This window comes from Rhizobium mayense, assembly GCF_030272705.1.
Taxonomy (GTDB): domain Bacteria; phylum Pseudomonadota; class Alphaproteobacteria; order Rhizobiales; family Rhizobiaceae; genus Rhizobium; species Rhizobium mayense.
Genome location: NZ_JARFYM010000034.1, coordinates 1 through 19,524, shown reverse-complemented (window position 1 = coordinate 19,524; position 19,524 = coordinate 1). Strand labels below are relative to the sequence as shown.

General features: G+C 60.3%; 17 protein-coding genes. 10 read left to right on the top strand and 7 right to left on the bottom strand.

From position 1 onward, the window contains the following. The first annotated feature begins 85 nt into the window (after positions 1-85). The 9 genes from PY649_RS28580 (at position 86) to PY649_RS28540 (ending at position 10,672) form a co-directional block, all read left to right on the top strand. Entirely contained in the window at positions 86-823 is a 738-nt protein-coding gene (locus PY649_RS28580) for a FadR/GntR family transcriptional regulator (protein WP_285872279.1), read from the top strand. 89 nt (positions 824-912) lie between these two features. After that, the gene (locus PY649_RS28575) at positions 913-2,421 is read left to right on the top strand and encodes an ABC transporter substrate-binding protein (protein ID WP_285872278.1); all 1,509 of its coding nucleotides are present in this window, start codon (positions 913-915) and stop codon (positions 2,419-2,421) included. 79 nt (positions 2,422-2,500) lie between these two features. Continuing rightward, positions 2,501-3,448: an ABC transporter permease gene (locus PY649_RS28570; protein ID WP_285872277.1), complete on the top strand. Its 948-nt coding sequence runs from the start codon at positions 2,501-2,503 to the stop codon at positions 3,446-3,448. Next, positions 3,445-4,320 (top strand): ABC transporter permease, encoded by an 876-nt coding sequence (locus PY649_RS28565; protein WP_285872276.1) that lies wholly within the window; start codon positions 3,445-3,447, stop codon positions 4,318-4,320. The genes PY649_RS28570 and PY649_RS28565 overlap by 4 nt, the downstream gene beginning before the upstream one ends. Positions 4,321-4,342: 22 nt before the next feature. After that, the gene (locus PY649_RS28560) at positions 4,343-6,130 is read left to right on the top strand and encodes a gamma-glutamyltransferase family protein (protein WP_285872275.1); all 1,788 of its coding nucleotides are present in this window, start codon (positions 4,343-4,345) and stop codon (positions 6,128-6,130) included. Positions 6,131-6,136: 6 nt separating this feature from the next. Further along, positions 6,137-6,895, top strand: coding sequence for a DUF1028 domain-containing protein (locus PY649_RS28555; protein ID WP_285872274.1), 759 nt, complete (start codon positions 6,137-6,139; stop codon positions 6,893-6,895). A 51-nt stretch (positions 6,896-6,946) separates the two neighbouring features. After that, complete coding sequence (locus PY649_RS28550) at positions 6,947-8,797, top strand: ABC transporter ATP-binding protein (RefSeq protein ID WP_285872273.1); 1,851 nt, start codon at positions 6,947-6,949, stop codon at positions 8,795-8,797. A 79-nt stretch (positions 8,798-8,876) separates the two neighbouring features. Beyond that, positions 8,877-9,428, top strand: a complete 552-nt coding sequence (locus PY649_RS28545) for a glutathione peroxidase (protein WP_285872272.1) — start codon at positions 8,877-8,879, stop codon at positions 9,426-9,428. 182 nt (positions 9,429-9,610) lie between these two features. Then, entirely contained in the window at positions 9,611-10,672 is a 1,062-nt protein-coding gene (locus PY649_RS28540; protein WP_285872271.1) for a class I SAM-dependent methyltransferase, read from the top strand. A gap of 48 nt (positions 10,673-10,720) precedes the next feature. Here PY649_RS28540 and PY649_RS28535 read toward each other — a convergent pair whose 3' ends face one another. The 7 genes from PY649_RS28535 to PY649_RS28505 all read right to left on the bottom strand — a co-directional run bounded on the left by PY649_RS28535 (position 10,721) and on the right by PY649_RS28505 (position 18,523). After that, positions 10,721-11,806 carry an ABC transporter ATP-binding protein gene (locus PY649_RS28535; RefSeq protein WP_285872270.1) on the bottom strand — a complete coding sequence of 362 codons (1,086 nt, stop codon included), beginning with the start codon at positions 11,804-11,806 and terminating at the stop codon, positions 10,721-10,723. A gap of 3 nt (positions 11,807-11,809) precedes the next feature. After that, complete coding sequence (locus PY649_RS28530; protein ID WP_285872268.1) at positions 11,810-12,718, bottom strand: carbohydrate ABC transporter permease; 909 nt, start codon at positions 12,716-12,718, stop codon at positions 11,810-11,812. Further along, complete coding sequence (locus PY649_RS28525) at positions 12,718-13,656, bottom strand: carbohydrate ABC transporter permease (RefSeq protein WP_285872267.1); 939 nt, start codon at positions 13,654-13,656, stop codon at positions 12,718-12,720. Before PY649_RS28525 ends, PY649_RS28530 begins: the two co-directional genes overlap by 1 nt. A gap of 76 nt (positions 13,657-13,732) precedes the next feature. Next, entirely contained in the window at positions 13,733-14,980 is a 1,248-nt protein-coding gene (locus tag PY649_RS28520) for an ABC transporter substrate-binding protein (RefSeq protein WP_285872266.1), read from the bottom strand. A 215-nt stretch (positions 14,981-15,195) separates the two neighbouring features. Continuing rightward, positions 15,196-16,317: a Gfo/Idh/MocA family protein gene (locus PY649_RS28515; RefSeq protein WP_285872265.1), complete on the bottom strand. Its 1,122-nt coding sequence runs from the start codon at positions 16,315-16,317 to the stop codon at positions 15,196-15,198. A gap of 11 nt (positions 16,318-16,328) precedes the next feature. Next, the gene (locus PY649_RS28510; RefSeq protein ID WP_285872264.1) at positions 16,329-17,258 is read right to left on the bottom strand and encodes a sugar phosphate isomerase/epimerase family protein; all 930 of its coding nucleotides are present in this window, start codon (positions 17,256-17,258) and stop codon (positions 16,329-16,331) included. A gap of 230 nt (positions 17,259-17,488) precedes the next feature. Further along, positions 17,489-18,523, bottom strand: coding sequence for a LacI family transcriptional regulator (locus PY649_RS28505; RefSeq protein WP_285872263.1), 1,035 nt, complete (start codon positions 18,521-18,523; stop codon positions 17,489-17,491). 244 nt (positions 18,524-18,767) lie between these two features. On the opposite strand from PY649_RS28505, the gene PY649_RS28500 reads away from it, so the two are divergent. After that, entirely contained in the window at positions 18,768-19,406 is a 639-nt protein-coding gene (locus PY649_RS28500) for a bifunctional 4-hydroxy-2-oxoglutarate aldolase/2-dehydro-3-deoxy-phosphogluconate aldolase (RefSeq protein WP_285872262.1), read from the top strand. The last annotated feature ends 118 nt before the right edge of the window (positions 19,407-19,524 follow it).

The window sequence follows — 19,524 nt, the reverse complement described above, 5'->3', positions numbered from 1 at the left end:
ATATTGCCCAAAAAAGAGCTTGACGCTGCGCGTGAGTTGAATTTGTATTGAACCAATCGAACATTGGTACGAACCATTTAGCACCATGGCAGCCAACGGTCTCCCGGAAAATTCGACCTACGCCCTGGAAAAACTCCGGGGCCTTTTGGGCTCGGACAATCTGGAATCAGATGGCAAGCTGCCGACCGAGCGGTCGCTTTCGGATATGTTCGGCGTCAGCCGCCGTGCCATCAGGCGAGCCCTGGAAGTGCTCGAGGCGGAAGGCCGTATCTGGAGGCGCCAGGGATCGGGCACCTATGCTGGCCAGCGCCCGGACGACTGGAGCCAGCACGTCGGTTCGCTGATCGCCGGCACCAATCTGATGGAAATCATGGAAGTGCGCCTGCGCATCGAGCCGCAGCTCGCTCAACTCGCGGCGATGCGTGCCAAATCCGATGATATCGACCGCATGTACGAGCTGACGAAAAAGATCTTCGCCAGCGGCGATGCCGACAGCCGCGAACTCTGGGACGGCGCGTTGCATCGCCTGATCGCACAGAGCGCCGGCAACCAGTTCTTTCTGACGATTTTCGATGTCATCAACCATGTCCGTCAGGACGAGGCGTGGCAAACCATTCGCGAATTGGCCCGCAACACCAACAGGACGCGCCCGGTAACCTATGCGCAACACGTGGCGATCATCGATGCGATCGCAGCCCGCAACCCGATGGGAGCTGCCGAAGCCATGCGCCAGCATCTGCTGGTGCTGCAGGAGAGCCTGATTCGCGTCACCTCGCTCGACGCTCAGTATCCAGAAAAGGAACTGGCCGGCGAGTTGAAATGACTATTGGCGTGCCACTACGCCGAGACTGATGGCCGGAGAGGAAACCGGCCGGGAACGCAGTGAAAATAAAATCATAACAGGAGAACATCATGAAAATCGCCAAATTCCTGACATCGCTGGCCGCCGGCGCGTTGATCGCGCTGCCGGCCTGCGCCGTCGAATTGAAAATCGGCCTGCAGGACGACGCCGACGTGCTGGATCCGGCACAATCGCGCACGTTCGTTGGCCGAATCGTCTACACCGCACTCTGCGACAAGCTCGTGGACGTGACGCCGGACCTCAAATTCGTGCCGCAGCTCGCCACCTCGTGGAAATGGTCCGCTGACGGCAAGCAGCTTGTGATGGAATTACGCCAGGGCGTAAAATTCCAGGACGAAACGCCATTTAATGCGCAGGCCGTGGTGGACACCATCCAGCGCAACCAGACGATGCCGGAATCGCGCCGCAAGAGCGAACTCTCCTCGGTTGCAAAAGTTGAGGCGACGGGCGAATACGAAGTGACCTTCACGCTGAAGGCGCCTGACGTCACGCTTCTCGCCCAGCTTTCCGACCGTGCCGGCATGATTGTATCGCCGACAGCTGCCAAGGCGTTGGGCGCGAAGTTCGGCGATCATCCGGTCTGCGCCGGCCCGTTCAAGTTCGTCGAGCGCGTGCAGCAGGACCGCATCGTGCTGGAGAAGTTCCAGGATTACTGGAACAAAGATAATATCTTCATCGACAAAGTGACATACCTGCCGATCCCCGACACGACGGTTCGCCTCGCCAACCTGCGCTCGGGCGATCTCGACATGATCGAACGCGTCGCCGCCTCCGACATCGGCACCGTCAAGAGCGACTCCAACCTCGCTTACGCCGACGCCGTCTCCACCGGCTGGATGGGGATCTATGCGAATATCGGTAATGGACCCCGCGCCGACAATCCCATGGGCAAGGATAAGCGACTGCGTCAGGCTTTCTCTCTGGCGATCGACCGAGCGGCTGCCATGCAAATCGTCTTTGACGGAACCGCCGTCGCCGGCAACCAGCCCTTCTCGCCGAACAGCCCCTGGTACGACAAGGACATTCCCGTTCCGGCTCGTGACGTCGACAAGGCGAAGGCACTGATGAAGGCCGCCGGCTATGACCGTGTACCTGTCGAAATCGCCGTCACCAACGATCCGGTCACCATGCAGACGATGCAGATCATCCAGTCGATGGTCGCAGAAGCCGGCTTCGACGTAACGCTGAAGCCGACGGAATTCGCGACGCTGCTCGATGCGCAGACGGGCGGCAACTATCAGTTCAGCCGCTCCGATTGGTCCGGCCGCCCTGATCCCGATGGCGTGATCCAGCAGTTCGTCACCACGGGCGCCGGGTTGAACGACTCCAAATACAGCAATCCGCAAGTCGACAAATTGCTGCTCGAAGCCCGCCAGTCGCAAGACAATGCGGTTCGCAAGCAGAAATACGACGCCGCCGGAGCCATCATGAACGACGAGCTTCCGATCATCTATCTCGGCCATCAGGCCTGGATCTGGGCCTACAACAAGTCTGTGACCGGCTTCGTGCCCTCGCCGGACGGCATGATCCGCCTCGTCGGCGTGAAGAAGAGCAGCTAACGCAAAAGCGCCATGCGGAGTGCAGGTTACGCCCCGCATGGCCCTCTCCCGTGATCGATGACGAGGTCAGGATCTGCTCATGTATACCTACATCGGAAAGAGGCTGCTGGTCGCCGTACCGACGCTGCTGATCATCTCCATCTTCGTTTTCTCCCTGCAGAAGCTTCTGCCAGGCGACCCGATCCTGGCGATGGCCGGCGAAGAGCGCGACCCGAAGGTCATCGAGTTTCTCCGTGAGAAATACCGGCTGAACGATCCGGTGGTTTACCAGTATGGTTATTGGCTGAAGGGCGCGGTCACAGGCGACCTTGGCATTTCGCTGCGCACCAACCAGCCGGTGTTGACGCTGGTTGCCGAAAAGCTGCCGGTAACCATCCAGCTCGCCGTCATGTCGATGATTTTCGCCTTCGTCATCGGCATCCCCATGGGCATATTGGCGGCGGTGAAGAAGAATACGGTCATCGACTTCCTCGCCAATATCGTTGCCCTATGCGGATTGTCCGTGCCGAATTTCTGGCTCGGGATCATGCTGATCCTGCTGATATCGGTGAAACTTCACTGGCTTCCGGCTTCCGGCTATCAACCGTTCTTCGACGATCCTCTGCGTTCGATCCAGACCATGTTGATGCCGTCCTTCGTGCTCGGCAATGCGCTCGCCGCAACGCTGATGCGCCACACGCGCTCGTCGATGCTGAGCGTGCTCAGCGCGGATTACATCCGCACGGCCCGCGCCAAGGGTCTTCCGGAAGCTGCCGTCGTTCTCAGCCACTCCTTCCGCAACGCCATCTTGCCGGTTGTCACCGTCAGCGCGCTGCTCTTCGGCGAACTGCTGGCCGGCGCCGTTCTGACCGAGCAGATCTTCACCATTCCCGGTTTCGGCAAGCTCATTGTGGATGCGGTCTTCAACCGCGACTATGCCGTCGTCCAGGGCGTCGTGCTCTGCACCGCCGTCGGCTTTATCGGGATGAATCTGGTTGCCGATGTTCTTTATGTCCTCCTCAACCCGCGCCTGAGGGCCGCCCTATGACCGCGATCCCGCAGACGTCAGTCGCCGCCCCCGCCAAACGCACACCGAACCGCGCGTGGCGCAAACTGAAGGCCAACAAGGGTGCGCTGCTCGGCCTCGCCATTATTCTTTTCTTTGCCGCACTTGCCATTCTGGCGCCGGTGTTGCCGCTGGCCGATCCGGTCGCGACAAGCTGGTCGGCGATCCGCAAGGCGCCGTCGGCCGCCCATTGGCTCGGCACCGACGATATCGGCCGCGACATTCTCTCACGTATGATCTGGGGCGCGCGGGCATCGCTGATGGCGGGCATCTTTTCCGTCGCCATCGCAGTGGCGATCGGCGTACCCTTCGGCCTTATCTCCGGCTATTACGGCGGCTGGATCGACCAGATCGTCTCGCGCATCACCGAAGCTTTCTTGGCCATGCCCTTTCTGATTACCGCGATCGCGCTCGCGGCCTTTCTCGGGCCGAGCCTGACCAATGCGATGATCGCCATCGGACTTTCGGCGACGCCTGTCTTCGTGCGCCTGACGCGTGGCCAAGTACTTGCGGTGAAAACGGAAGAGTATGTCGAAGGTGCTCGCTCGATTGGCCTGCACCATTTCAGCATCATCATCCGTTACATCCTGCCGAACGTTTTCGCGCCTATCCTGGTGCAGGGTACGCTCACCATTGCAACGGCGATCATCGCCGAAGCCAGTCTCTCTTTCCTTGGCCTCGGCCAGCAACCGCCGGCGCCCAGCTGGGGATCGATGCTCAATGTCGCCAAGAACTACCTGGAGCAGGCGCCCTGGATGGCCATGTGGCCGGGCGCCGCCATTTTTCTCGTCGTCATTGGTTTCAATCTGCTCGGCGACGGTCTGCGCGATGCGCTCGATCCGCGCGAAGCGTGAATAATCTGAAAGGACTTCTGCAATGACCGCATTTACGACTCGCCCTGAAATCCTCGGCACTTTCGGTGTCGTTACCTCCACGCACTGGATCGCCTCGGCGGTCGGCATGAGCATTCTCGAAAAGGGCGGCAATGCGTTCGATGCTGCGGTCGCGACTGGCTTCGTTCTGCAGATCGTCGAGCCGCATCTTTGCGGTCCCGGCGGCGACATGCCGGCGGTCATCTATTCGAAGAAGAAGGACAAGGTTGAAGTCATCTGTGCCCAGGGGACTGCTCCTGCCGGTGCCACCCTCGAGCACTATACGGGCGAGGGCCTGTCGCTGATCCCCGGCGACGGCCTGCTCGCAACTGTCGTCCCCGGAGCCTTCGACGGCTGGATGCTGATGCTGCGCGACTACGGCAAGCTCACCGTCCGCGATGTCTTGGAACCGGCAATCCACTATGCCGAACACGGCCATCCGGTGCTGCCACGTGTCTCTGCAACCATTGCCGGCCTCGCCGAATTCTATCGCAAAGAGTGGCCAACCTCCTACGAGACCTGGCTGCCGGGCGGCTCGGCTCCCGAGCCTTGGTCGAACTTCAAGAACCCGGTCCTTGCCGAAACCTGGAATCGCATTGTCTCGGAAGCGGAAAGCAAGAGTGGCCGCGAGGCGCAGATCGAAGCAGCCCGCGACGCCTATTATCGCGGCTTCGTCGCAGAGGCGATCGATGCCTACCTACGCAAGGCCGAAGTCATGGATGCGAGCGGCCAACGCCATAAGGGCGTGCTGACCGCCGACGACATGGCCAATTGGTCGGCGACGATCGAAGAGCCGCTGACCCACGATTACCATGGCTGGACGATCGCCAAGATCGGCCCCTGGGGCCAAGGGCCCGCCTTCCTCCAAACACTGTCGCTGCTGAAGGATTTCGATCTCGCTGCCATGGACCCCGCCGGCGCGGATTTCGTGCACACCATCACGGAAGCCATGAAGCTTGCCTTCGCCGACCGCGAGGTCTATTACGGCGATCCGAACTTCACCAAGGTGCCGATCGATATCCTGTTGTCGGACGCCTATGCCGCGGAACGCAGCAAGCTGATCACCTCGGAGGCTTCCCATTCCCTGCGTCCCGGCAAGTTAGCCGGCTTCGAGAGCCAGTATGATCTCACCATGGATATGTTGGAAACGCCGGAAGCCAAGGGCGGTGCGGTCTACGAGCCGACCATGTCGCACTTGACGGAAAAGCGCGGCGATACCGTGCATATCGACGTCATCGACCGCGAGGGCAATATGGTCTCGGTGACGCCTTCGGGCGGCTGGCTGCAATCTTCACCGATCGTTCCCGGCCTCGGTTTCTGCCTCAATTCCCGCGCGCAGATGTTCTGGCTGAAATCCGGCCTGCCTTCGTCGCTCGCGCCCGGCAAGCGGCCGCGCACCACGCTGACGCCATCGCTTGGCCTTTACGAAGGCCGTCCGACGCTCGCCTTCGGCACACCTGGCGGCGATCAGCAGGAGCAATGGCAGCTCGCCTTTTTCCTGCGCTATGCCCATCACGGCATGAACTTGCAAGAGGCGATCGATCAGCCGCTGTTCCACACCTCGCATTTCCCGAGCTCCTTCTATCCCCGCACCCGCGAGCCCGGCAGCATCACGGCAGAGGCCAATTTCAGCACCGAGGTGCTCGACGCACTGCGCAAGAAAGGTCACAAGCTGACGGTCGCGCCGGAATGGACGGTCGGCCGGCTGACCGCCGCGCGGCGCGATGCCAGCGGCCTTCTGCGCGCGGCCGCCACGCCGCGTCTGATGCAAGCCTATGCGGTCGGGAGATAAGCGCTCATGACCTGGTCGATTGTCACCCGCGAGCCGGAAACCGGTCATCTCGCCATCGCCGTTGCCACCCGCTTCTTCGCGGTTGGCAGCATCGTACCGAATGTTCGCGGCGGCATTGGTGCCGTCGCGACGCAGGCCTTTACCAGCCCGCTCTACGGCATCGATGGTCTGGCGATGCTTGCCGCCGGCCATGCGCCGGAGGAAATCATCAAAACATTGACCGCCCGCGACGAAGGTCGCGAACAGCGCCAGTTCCACATGATCGACAGCAAGGGCAACAATGCCGCTTTCACCGGCGCCAAATGCATCGACTGGGCCGGTCATCTGATCGACGACAATGTCTCGGTTGCCGGCAATATGCTCGCCGGCCCGCAGGTGATCGCCGAGACTCTGTCAACCTTCAAGAAAACCCAGGGCAAGCCGCTCGCCGAGCGGCTGCTCGAAGCGATGCGTGCCGGCGAGGATGCGGGCGGCGACAAGCGCGGCAAGCAATCGGCCGCTTTGGTCATTTATCGCGACCAGGATTATGCCTGGCTAAACATCCGTGTCGATGACAGCGCCGATCCACTGACGGAGCTCGAACGGCTCTATGCCGTCGCACAGGAACGCTACCTGCATGTTGCCGAGACCACGCCAACCCGACAGAACCCGAGCGGTATGATCGACCGTCGCGAGATCGACGAAAAGATCGCGGCCCTGGAAGCCGCAAGGATTGCCGAAGGCCGCCCGTCTGCCTCCTTCGCCACTGCGGCTAAGCCGTCATGAGCGGAGCCGCGTAATGCCTCATACGATGCGCAAGATCATAAAGGTGAGCCCATGACAACCGTAGCCGCTCGGCAGACGAACACTGACGCAAAGCCCGTCCTCTCCGTCTCCAACCTGACGACATCGTTCCTCGCCGATGGCGAATGGCGCACCGTGGTGAAGAACATTTCCTTCGATGTCATGCCGGGCGAGACGGTGGCGATCGTCGGCGAGTCCGGCTCGGGCAAGAGCGTTACCTCACTCTCAATCATGCGACTGCTCGCCAAGGGCAGCAGCCGCATCGAAGGTTCGATCAAGCTCAACAGTCGCGACATCCTTTCGCTCTCGGACAACGAAATGCGCAAGGTACGGGGCAAGGACGTCGCCATGATCTTCCAGGAGCCGATGACGAGCCTTAACCCGATCTTCACCATCGGAAGGCAGATTTCCGAGGCGCTCACCTGCCATGGCGATATCTCCAAGGCCGAAGCCAAGGCCGAAACCATCCGCCTGCTCGAAAAAGTGCGTATCCCGAACGCCTCTTCCCGCTTTGACGAATATCCGCATCAGTTTTCCGGCGGCATGCGCCAGCGCGTGATGATCGCGATGGCGCTGGCCTCGCGCCCGAAGCTTTTGATTGCCGACGAACCGACGACTGCGCTCGACGTCACCATTCAGGGGCAGATCCTCGATCTCATCAAGGTTCTGCAGGAAGAGGAAGGCATGTCCGTCCTCTTCATTACACACGACATGGGCGTCGTGGCCGAAATTTCGGACCGAACCATTGTCATGTATCGCGGCGAAGCGGTGGAGACCGGCAACACCGACGACATCTTCCATCGCGGCCAGCACCCCTATACCCGCGCTCTCCTCTCCGCGGTGCCGCGGCTCGGCTCGATGAAGGAGCAGCCGCGGCCGCTGCGCTTCCCGATCGTGGATGCAAGCACCGGCGAGCGGACGGAGCCGACCGCGCTCGCCGACACGGTCGATCGCGGCAAGACGCCTATCCTCGAGGTGAAGAACCTCGTGACCCGCTTCAATATCCATGGCGGGCTGCTGGGGCGCACCACCGGCGCCATCCACGCCGTCGAGAACGTCTCCTTCGATCTCGCCCAGGGCGAGACGCTGTCGCTGGTCGGAGAATCCGGCTGTGGCAAATCGACGACGGGACGCTCGATCATGCGCCTCATCGATCCCAATGCCGGGGAAGTCCGCCTTGACGGCTACGACGTGATGAAGCTTGACGCGCTCAATCTGCGCCGCATGCGTCGCAGTATCCAGATGATCTTCCAGGATCCGTTCGCCAGCCTCAACCCGCGCATGACCATCGGCGCCGCTGTCGCAGAGCCCTTCATCGAACACGGACTCGGCACCCGCGCCCAAGCGCGCGAGAAAGCGGCCGACCTGCTGGAGCGTGTCGGACTGATGGCGGATATGATGTCGCGTTACCCGCATGAATTTTCCGGCGGCCAGCGTCAACGCATCTGCATTGCCCGTGCGCTCGCTCTCGACCCCAAAGTCATCGTCGCCGACGAAAGCGTCTCGGCTCTCGACGTCTCGATCAAGGCACAGGTCTGTAACCTCCTGATGGACCTGCAGCAGAGCCTCAATCTTGCTTATCTCTTCATCTCACACGACATGGCCGTCGTCGAACGAGTGAGCCATCGCGTCGCGGTGATGTATCTCGGCGAGATCGTCGAGATCGGCCCCCGTGCCTCGGTGTTCGAGAACCCGCAGCATCCCTATACGAAGAAGCTGATGGCGGCCGTCCCGGTGCCCGATCCATCGCGGCGCGGCATCAAGCGCAATCTCGCCGTCGACGAGCTGAAGAGCCCGGTGCGGCCAGTCGGCTATAGTCCGCCAGCGCGCCAATATCGTGAGGTCTCGAATGGCCATCTGGTGCGGCTGGACGAGGCAGCGTAACGCAACCATGCCGTTGACTTCGACCGGCTTCGGCGTTGATATCGGCAGCCCGTTTTCAAAATGATTTGGAGTGATTGTGATGACTGATACCATGCTCGATATTCCGGTAAAGAGGATCGACGGCAGCGAGACGACGCTCGCCGACTATCGCGGCAAGGTCATCATGGTCGTCAATGTCGCCTCCAAATGCGGACTGACGGTGCAATATGAAGGGCTGGAAAAGCTCTATGAGGACAAGCGCGACGACGGCCTTGTCATCGCCGGCTTTCCCGCCAATGATTTCAAAGGCCAGGAACCCGGCACGAATGACGAGATCCTGAGCTTCTGCACCCTCACCTATGACGTGCAGTTTCCGATGTTTTCCAAGATCGCGGTGACCGGCGAGGAACGGCATCCGCTCTACGACAGCCTGATCGCCTCCGGCATCGAAACGACCGGTGACGGGCCGATGCGAGCACGCCTCGCCGAACGCGGTCTGCATACGGGACAGGACAACGGCATCGTCTGGAACTTCGAAAAATTCTTGATCGGCCGGGATGGCAAAGTCGCTGCCCGCTTCGCACCTGACGTTACGGCAGATGATCCGCGATTGCTCGCCGTTCTGGAAAAAGAGCTGGCCCGCGCGGGCTGAGCCGCCTCGCGCACTTCCGGAAATAAGGCGTTATCTCAATAGGTTACGCCTTTCCATGACGGCGGCGCGAAGGGTGCTTAGCCCGGTCGTATCATTGCCTCCCCTCCCGCCCGGGAGTACATTTCGACTTCCGAATATATCCGGACAGAACGCTGCATCAGTTCTAATGGGAGGAGGATGTCATGCGCGAACCTGATATGCAGAAACTCGACGCACTTGTCGGACGCCTGGTCGGCGATCTCGGCGCTGCGGTCACGGGTGTGTTGGTGACACTTGGGGATCATCTTGGCCTGTTCAGGGCCATGGCGGACGGAACACCTATGACCTCGGCGGAATTGGCCGACAAGGTCGGGGTAAAGGAGCGCTATGTGCGTGAATGGCTGTCGGCGCAGGCCGCGGCCGAATATGTCAGCTATGACGACAAGACTGAGCGTTTCCACCTGACGCCCGAACAGGCAATGGTGTTTGCGGAGGAAAACAGTCCCGCTTTCTTCACCGGCGCCTTCGAGGTCGTTCAATCCATGTGGCTCGACGAGCCGAAAATCGTCAACGCTTTCAAAACCGGTAGCGGTCTCGGCTGGCATGAACACAGCGCCTGCCTGTTCCGCGGCACGGAGCGCTTCTTCCGGCCGGGCTACAACAGCCATCTCGTTTCGGAATGGATACCCGCGCTGAAGGGTATACAGGAAAAGCTTCAAGCCGGCGCGGCCGTCGCCGATGTCGGCTGCGGCCATGGTGCTTCCACCATCCTGATGGCGCAGGCCTATCCGAACTCGACCTTCTTCGGTTTCGACTATCATCTCCCCTCCATCGAGCGGGCGAAAGCCGCAGCGAAGGACGCAGGTGTCGATGGTCGCATCACCTTCGAGCAGGCGTCCGCCAAGGACTTTCCGGCCGCCGGTTATGATCTCGTGGCGATGTTCGATTGCCTGCACGACATGGGCGATCCTGTCGGCGCCGGCAAACATGTCAGGGAAAGTCTCGCCGACGACGGCACCTGGATGATCGTCGAGCCCTTTGCGCATGATTGCCTGAAGGACAATCTCAATCCGGTCGGTCGCGTCTACTACGGCGCATCGACGATGATCTGCACGCCAGCGTCGCTATCGCAGGAAGTTGGGCTGGGTTTGGGCGCGCAGGCCGGTGAGATGCGACTGCGCAAAGTTGCCATGGATGCGGGCTATTCGCATTTCCGCAAGGCGACCGAAACGCCGTTCAACATGGTCTTCGAAGTGAGGGCATGAATACTGCGGCCGCGCGCTCCATTGAACGCGCGGCCGCAGTTTGATCCTTTACAGACGCTGGCCGTCTTCGCCGAACAACGATGCAAGCGCAGGCTGGAAATAGACGGGCTGCTCGCTCTCCAGCGCAACCTCCTCATCGGCATCGATGCGCACCGACATGGTCTCCTTGCCGATCTGACCCCAGACCAGATTGTCCGAGCCCATCGGCTCGACGATGCTGAAGGTTGCCGGCAGGCTGGACATGCGGCCGTTGGTAGCGGCAAACTGCATCTGTTCCGGCCGTACACCGAGCGTTGCGGAACGGCCTTCGCCGGGCGTGCCCGAGAATTCGTAGCCATTCAAGTCGATCTTGCGGCCGTCGGGCAAGATGAAGGCGGGTGTTCCGCCATTGCTCCCTACCTGCCCTGAAAGGAAGTTCATGGACGGCGAGCCAACGAAGCCGGCAACGAAACGGTTGACCGGCCGGCGATAGATTTCCTTCGGCGCGGCGAACTGCTGAATGACGCCGCCGCTCATAACAGCGATACGGTCAGCGAGCGTCAGCGCCTCGATCTGGTCGTGCGTGACATAGATCATTGTCGAACCAAGCCCGGCATGCAGCCGTTTCAACTCGACACGCAGCTCGGTGCGGAGCTTGGCGTCGAGGTTGGAAAGCGGCTCGTCGAACAGGAAGACATCGACATCGCGGACAAGTGCGCGGCCAATGGCGACACGCTGGCGCTGACCGCCGGAAAGTTCGCCTGGTCTACGTTTGCGCAACGGGTCGATCTGCAGGATCTGCACGGCGCGGTCGACGCGTTTGGCGATCTCATCCTTGTTCATACCGGCGATGCGGAGCCCAAAGGAGAGGTTTCCCTCGACCGTCATCGTCGGATAAAGCGCATAGGACTGAAAGACCATGCCGATGCCTCGGTCTTTCGGCTCCTCCCAGGTGACGTTCCTGTCGCCGATCCAGATCTGGCCGCTACTGATGTCGGTGAGGCCGGCGATGGCGTTCAGCAAAGTGGACTTGCCACAGCCGGAGGGCCCGAGAAGGACGATGAATTCGCCCGACTGGATTTCAATATTCAACGATTTCAGAACGCTGACGGTGCCGAAATCGATTGCGAGTTCGCGAATGGAAACATTGGCCATGAGTTATCCCTTGACTGCACCCGCGGTGATACCGCGCACGAACCAGCGACCCGAACCGAAATAGACGATCAGCGGAACCAGAGCGGTGAGGATGGTCGCCGCCATATTGACGTTGTAAAGCTTCTCGCCTTGGGTCGAGTTGACGATGTTGTTGAGCTGAACCGTCATCGGAAAGTTTTCCCGGCCGGCGAAGACGACGCCGAAGAGGAAGTCGTTCCAGATGCCGGTAACCTGCAGGATCCCCGCCACCACCAGGATCGGGATTGACATGGGGATCATTAGCCGGAAGAAGATCTGCCACAGTCCCGCCCCATCGACGCGGGCAGCCTTGAACAGCTCCATCGGCAGGCTGGAATAATAGTTGCGGAACAGCAGCGTCAAAACCGGCAGGCCGAAAACCGTGTGGGTGATGATGATGCAGGGCAATGTCGAATAGACGCCGACGCCGCGGTAGATGAGTACCAGCGGATAGATGAACACCTGATAGGGAATGAAAGCGCCAAGCAGCAGAATGGCGAACAGAACATTCGCGCCCCTCACCCGCCAGAAGGACAGCGCATAGCCGGTCAGCGACGAAATGAAGATCGACATGATCATGCTCGGTATCAGGATCTTCACCGAATTCCAGAAGCCGACGCTGATGCCGCCGCACTCGAGGCCGGTACAAGCCGTGCTCCACGCCTGCACCCAGGCCTCGCCCGTCCAGACCTGCGGAAAGGCGAAGATATTACCTTGCCGGATTTCCGGCATGGATTTCAGCGAGGTGACGATCATCACATAGAGCGGCAAGAGGAAGAACAGCGCCGCTATCACGAGAAAGGCGTAGAGGCCGATGCGCGCCGGGGACAGGTGCTGCGGCTTATGCCCTGACGGGCCGTCCATGACCTTTGCGACGGAAGATGGCATTGTCATCAGTTCCCCCTCGGTTTTTCACGGAAATATTCGTAGTAGAGCCACGGCGTGACCAGGATGACCACGGTGATGAACATGACGGTTGAGGCACTGGTCGCAAGGCCGATATTGCCGCGTCCGAAGAGGTAATCCATGATGAATTTCCCCGGTACCTCGGTCGATATTCCCGGTCCGCCGCCGGTCGTCGCAAGCACCAGTTCGTAGACCCTGACCACGGCGATCGCCAGAAGCACGCTGGCAGTGATGATGGTCGGTCTCAGGATCGGAATGACGATGTGGAGATAGACGCGCCATGTCGGTATGCCGTCGATGCGTGTCGCCTTCCAGAGTTCACGATCGACGCCGCGCAATCCTGCCAGCATGATCGCCATGACCAATCCGGACGATTGCCAGATGCCGGCGAGTACGATGACGTAGAGCGCCAGGTCGCTTTGGACGATCCAGTCGAAGCGGAACCAGGTGAACCCGATCCCGTCGGCGACCCTCTGCAGACCGAGCGTCGGGTTCATGATCCACTGCCAGACAAGCCCGGTAACGATGAAGGACATCGCGAAGGGGTAGAGAAAGATCGTCCGGAACGTATTTTCGAAGCGGACCTTCTGATCGAGCGCGACGGCCAGAAGAAAGCCGAGGATCAGGCAGCCGGCGATGAAGAGTATGCCGAAGACGACGACATTCTGCAGCGATAGCAGCCAGCGTGCGGTCGTGAACAATCGTTCGTACTGCTTGGTGCCGACAAAGATATTGACCGGCAGCACCTTGCTGTCGGTAAACGATATCCAGATGTTCCAGACAACCGTCACGACATAGGCGAGCAACACGATGATAAAGGCTGGGAACAGCGCAACATAGGCGGAAAGATGTCTCTTCTTCTTGGTGGCAGCCTTCCCGGCGACCGTCGCGGCGATGGCTCCGGCAGCAGTTTGTGGGGTACTCATGGCTAAAGCTCCTCCTGCGCATTCATGGGAACCGGCGGCAAGTCGGTCCTGCCGCCGCATGGATGTCGGATGAGGCTTATTTCGCCTGCTCGATGACCTTTGCGAACTGCTCGGCGAACTGGTTGGCCGTCATGCTCGGCGTCGTCCAGTACTGGGCGACAAGGTCCTGTTCAGTCTGAACGATGTCCTGCGGCGTCAGCACGTCGGAGGTCAGGATCTGGCGGCTTTGATCCTTGAGCGCGGTCAGGCCCTTCTGGGCGCAGGCGTCGAGCTTGGAGTTGTCCACGTCGAGGCGGACCGGCACGGAACCCTTCTTGGAGTTGAAGGCGAGCTGGCCTTCCTTGGACATGATCACAGTCGCAAGCAGCGTCTGCGCATCGGTCGCCTTCGCGTCCTTCAGGACAGGGAAAACGAAGATGTCGCCGCCCATCATGAAGTTGGATTCACCCGGTCCGAGAATGCAGCCGAAATCCTTGTCGGCGACCATGTTGGCATGGATAAACTCGCCCTTGGCCCAGTCGCCCATGAACTGGATGCCGGCCTTGCCGTCGATCAGCATTCCGGTCGCCACGTTCCAGTCACGGTTCGGGCTGCCCGGGTCCTGATAGTTGCGCAGCTTGGCGAAGACTTCCGCCACATGCTTGAACTTGTCGGACTTGACGGCGTCAGTGTCGAGATCCTTCCAGACCTTGGCGTAGAGGTCCTTGCCGCCTTCGCCGAGAAGGATGGCATTGAACATCAACTGGAGCTGCCATGGTTGACCGCCAACGGCGACCGGGATCAGGCCGGCGGCCTTGATCTTGTCGAGCGCGGCAAACATTTCGTCCCAGGTTTTCGGCTCTTCGGTCACGCCTGCCTTGGCGAAAACCGGCTTCGAGTAGAACAGCCAGTTCTGGCCATGGTCGTTGATCGGTGCGCCATAAATATGCCCCTGGAACTGGATGGCATTATAGAAGGCCGGCGTCAGGACCGATTTCCAGTCCTGCTCCTTGGCAAGATCGTCGAGCGGACGCAGCAGGCCCTGCTGGGCCAGATCATTCATCTGCGTACCGGTATTGAACTGCATGGCTGTCGGCGGGTTGCCACCGATGATTCGGTTAATGCCGATCGGACGCGCGGTTGAGCCGGACCCCGCGATCGCGGTGTCGACCCATTGGCCACCGGCGGCATTGAATGTATTGGCGAGCTCACGCACGGCGGCGGCTTCGCCACCAGATGTCCACCAGTGTAGGACCTCGGCTCTCTTTCCTTCAGCCTGGGCGCCGGTGACGCCCAGTGCGATCAGCGCCGTTGCGCCAACCAATGCCATTAACAATCCACGCATATGCTCCTCCTCCATTTATGGCGTTCTTCTGAACGCCTGTATTTCAGCCGCCGTTGTCTCACGACCATCGGGTGCCGAATGCTGTGGCCCTCCAAAACCGCGCCGCTGGGCCTCCATTCCCCGCGGCGAACAGGCAATGCTTCCTCGGCATTGCCCGCTCGTCAAGTGTGCAGTCTCGGAGGACTGCCAATTCTCCTAACTCTCTATAACCTAGCCTATGCGAAACGTCCCTCTTTAATTGCACGCGGAATCGGATCCGGGCGGCCGCAACTGCTGTAGATTGCGACGACCTTGCGCGACTGAGCGGAACGCTCGAATGCCGTCATCACTTCCAACGCGTGGAAGGCGAGTTCCGACGATACGCGATGCTGGCGCCCCGCGCGAAGGGAATCTACCATTTCGGCCGCGCCCAAACCACGCAGGCCGAGATGGCCCGGCACACCTTCGGTATAAGGATGGTCCACTGGAATCTCTTCCCAAGCCTCACCGCCGTCGCGGAATATCTCAACCTTACCGCTAAAGTTGTTCGGGTCTGGTGTTACCATGCTTCCTTCGGAGCCGTAAATCTCGATCTGATTGTGTTTGTGTTTGATGACATCGAAACTTGTGGCGATGGTTATCGTCGCACCGCTATGGAATTCCATCACACCGGTCAGATGCGTCGGCACCAGCACCTTGATCGTCTCGCCGCGGCGCGGATCGGTCTTCACCGCGCGTTCGATGCGAGTGATCTTGGCGGCGCCGAAGACCTCGCGCACCGGACCGAGCAGGGCGATCAGATTCGTGACGTAATAGGGGCCAACGTCTAGCATGGGTCCGCCGCCGCGGCCATAGAAGAACGCCGGGTTCGGGTGCCAGTGTTCATGGCCAGGCAGGAGGAGCATGGCGGTTGCCGATACGGCCTTGCCGATACGGCCTTCATCGAACAACCGACGCGTCAATTGATGGCCACCGCCAAGGAAGGTATCGGGCGCGCAGCCGAGGCGAAGGTCGCTGGCGCGCGCGATCGACATCAGCTCTTCGGCTTCGGCCATGCTGATGCCAAGCGGCTTTTCCGAATAGACATGCTTGCCGGCGAGAAGCGCCTTCTTACTGATCGAGTAATGCGAAACCGGCGTCGTCAGATTGATGATCAGGCCGATTTCCGGGTCAGCGAGCATGGCGTCGAGGGAGACGGCCTGAAGGCCGAATTGTGCGGCAAGCTTTTGTGCCGGCCCCTCATAGAGGTCGTAGATCGACTTGACGCGGATGAAGTCGAACATATGCAGGGTTGCGACATAAGTGGCGCTGATATTGCCGGCGCCGACGATACCGACTTTCATGGGTGCAGTGCTCATGGATATAACCTCTAGGAAATGGTGATGTTGAGTTCAGCGGCGGCATCGCGCAGATAGTTCATGCCGCGCCGCATCTCCTGATCGAATTCAGGCGTCGCCTCGCGGAAATGGGTCCAATGCGAGGCACCCGGCGCGTCTTCCAACTCCAGCGTGATCGGACCGGAATAGCCGATCGCCTGCAGGGCGGCGAAAATCGCCTTCCAGTCGATCTTGCCGCGCCCTGGACGCCAATGGGCGTTGGTATGGCCTTCATTGTCGGAAAAATGCGTGTTGAAGATGCGCTCGCCGAGCGCCAGCACGACATAGTGCGGCATGTCCCCGGCCGGGAAAAGATGGCTCGGATCGAAGTTCAGGCCGAGGTTCGAAGCACCAGTGCGCTCGATCAGCCGCAGCATGCCCTGGCCTGAGCTGACCCAGCGATAGGGATGCGGCTCGACAGCGACGCGCAGGCCGGCCGAACCGGCGATTTCGCATGCCTTGGCAAAGCCGTCGACCACGGCATTGTATTCGGCCGTCCAGTCCCATTGCGGCTCGACCGCCGCCGTCCATTCCTGAGAAATCGGCCGCTGCAGGATCGGCTTGACGTCGGACTGGAAGGGATAGGGCGTCATGCTGGTCATGATCGGCGCGCCGATCTCAGCCACGACATCGACCCCACGCTTGTAGCCGTCGAGATCGACGCTGGAGAAGGCAGCACCCGCGTGGCGGCTGAAGGGCAGGTTGAAGAAGAAATTGGTGAGCGTCAGCCCCTCACCCTCGGCGATCTCGTTCAGACCGCGGATCGTCGCCGGCGTGTAATAGGCCAGCATGTCGACCGACCAGGCAGTGAGCTCGAAACCCTTGCAGCCCGTGCGAGCGAGCCGCTTCAGCGGCGCCTCATAAGGCGGGTTCCAGTTGAACGTCCAAATTGGTGATCCGAAAAAAAGCGAGCCTGCGCCCACAACGTCATCCTCCCATGGAATGCGGTCGCCTACGAAACACGAGGCTCCGTCCTCTTGCTGACAGCCCTTGCCGATCGGAGCCTCATACCCCTCCATTCCGCAATTCGTAACGTTACGAATGATAGATAAATTCAACCCTGTCAAGCAGCCTTTTTCAGACAGTTACGCACGGATATTCCGGTAATGGCTGAAATAAAAACGTTACGAATGCTTTTGGCCAAACTTCTCCGTCAGACGGAAAGTGCCTGACTATCGTGATCCACAAATTCGGCATTGATGAGTTCGCGCAGATCGCTCGGATCCTCGCCGCCGATCGCCCGGTATAAAAAGGAAGCCAGACGCTCGCCGATGACATAGTTGGAATAGTAAAAGGCGCTAAGCGGTGGATTGAAGAAATCGTGCAATCGCGTGCCGCCGTAGGTAATTACCGCGAAATCCTTGCCCACACGACGGCCGACCTTGCGCAAGCCGGCCAGGAACCCGAGCGCGGCCTCTTCGCTGGCAACAAAGGCGCCGGTCGCTTCCGGATGCCAGGCGATTATATTCTTCGCCAATTCCTGGCCGCTGTCCGGCGTCGTGGCCGCAAAATGGATGAGGTCGTCCGGAACGGCAAGGTTGCGCGCGGTAAACGTCTTGCTCCAGCCTTTGACGAATTGCAGACTGTAGGTGAACTGGCTGGACGGCGCGATCAGTAGCGGCCGGTGATGGCCAGCATCCAAGAGCAACCGCGCCGCTTCCGCACCGATCGCCTCATGATCGAGATCGACGTTCGAATGGACGCTTAAAAGCTCGGTGCGCCCAAAGGTGACGAAGGGCGTGCCGACCTCCAGCAGATACTTGACGCGGTCGTCCTGCGGTCTCGTGTGGGTTATGATGACGCCGTCGACGGAGCCCTCTTCGACGAGATCGCGAACGGTCGCCAAGGGATCGTCCGCCTGCAATTGCGGCACCACCGTGGTCCGATAGCCATAGCCCTTCATATGGCGCGACACGCCTTCGACCAGCGAGGCTACGACGATGTTCATCTCGCCTTCGCGTTCGAAGGGCAACACGATGCCGATCGCGTGGGTCTTGCCGGTCCGGAGGTTGAGGCCGCCGAGATTTGGGCGATAACCGAGCTCCCCGGCCACTCGCTTCACCAGTTCGATTGTCTCGCGGTTGACCTCGGGTCCCTCCTTCAAGGCGCGACTGACTGTCGTGATCGACAGGCCGAGCGCGGTTGCAACCGTGCGCAGCGTCACACGCTGACCAGGATCCCGCCGCAAGCCACGTCCCGCTCCCAATCCCTGCACTTTCGACAATCCCCTTCGCTCGGCGTCAACTGCTCGACAATGCCCGCTGTCGAACGCGCGTGCAAGGATCACTCTTGGGTGAACGGAGCGCCATGACCTGCATCAATGATCTGCCAATAAAGTCGCCTCAGAAAGAAACAACCTATGCAAGTCTCTCCTGCGCGCTACTATTGCATAGTCCGCAGCGCTTCCCATTACCCGTCAGATCGGTTTTCCCATGACCCAATATCCCGTCGCCTCATTGATTGCGCCGCATGCGAAGCTCATTCCGGTGCTGCATGTGGAAGACCCTGATCGTGCCGAACCGCTTTTGGAAGCGCTGGTCAGTGCTGGCATCAAGATCCTGGAAGTGACGCTGCGCAGCGCCTGCGGTCCCGAGGTGATCAAGCGGATGCGGGCTTTGGGCACGGATGCCATCGTCGGCGCGGGCACCATCACCAAGCCGGACCAGCTTGCCTCGGTGATCGACGCCGGCGCCGAATTCGGCGTCAGTCCCGCATTGACGCCGGCGCTGGCAGAGGGAGCGCGCCTCTCCGGCCTGCCCTTTCTGCCTGGCGTGTGCACGCCAAGCGAAGCATTGTTTGCCCGCGAATTCGGCTTCTTCGAGCAGAAGTTCTTTCCTGCCGATCTGATGGGCGGCCTAGGCTGGATCAAACATGTCGATCCGCTTTTCCCGGATCTCAAATTCTGTCCGACCGGCGGCATCTCCGACGACAATTCCAGTCAATATCTGGCGTTGCGCAACATTTTTGCCGTCGGCGGCGCTTTCCTCGCGCCCCGCGAATTGATCGAAGCGGCCGATTGGCAGACGATCCACAAGCGCGGCAAGATGTCGGTTGCAGCGGCGGCGCGCTGACGTCGTTCGCCAAAAATATCTAGAGCGTTTCATGTTTTGTTTGAAGCATATCCAGCGTTGACAAGATAATTGGTGCACTCGTCTGGACCGATGGTCTGGACGAGTGAGCCGAGATATC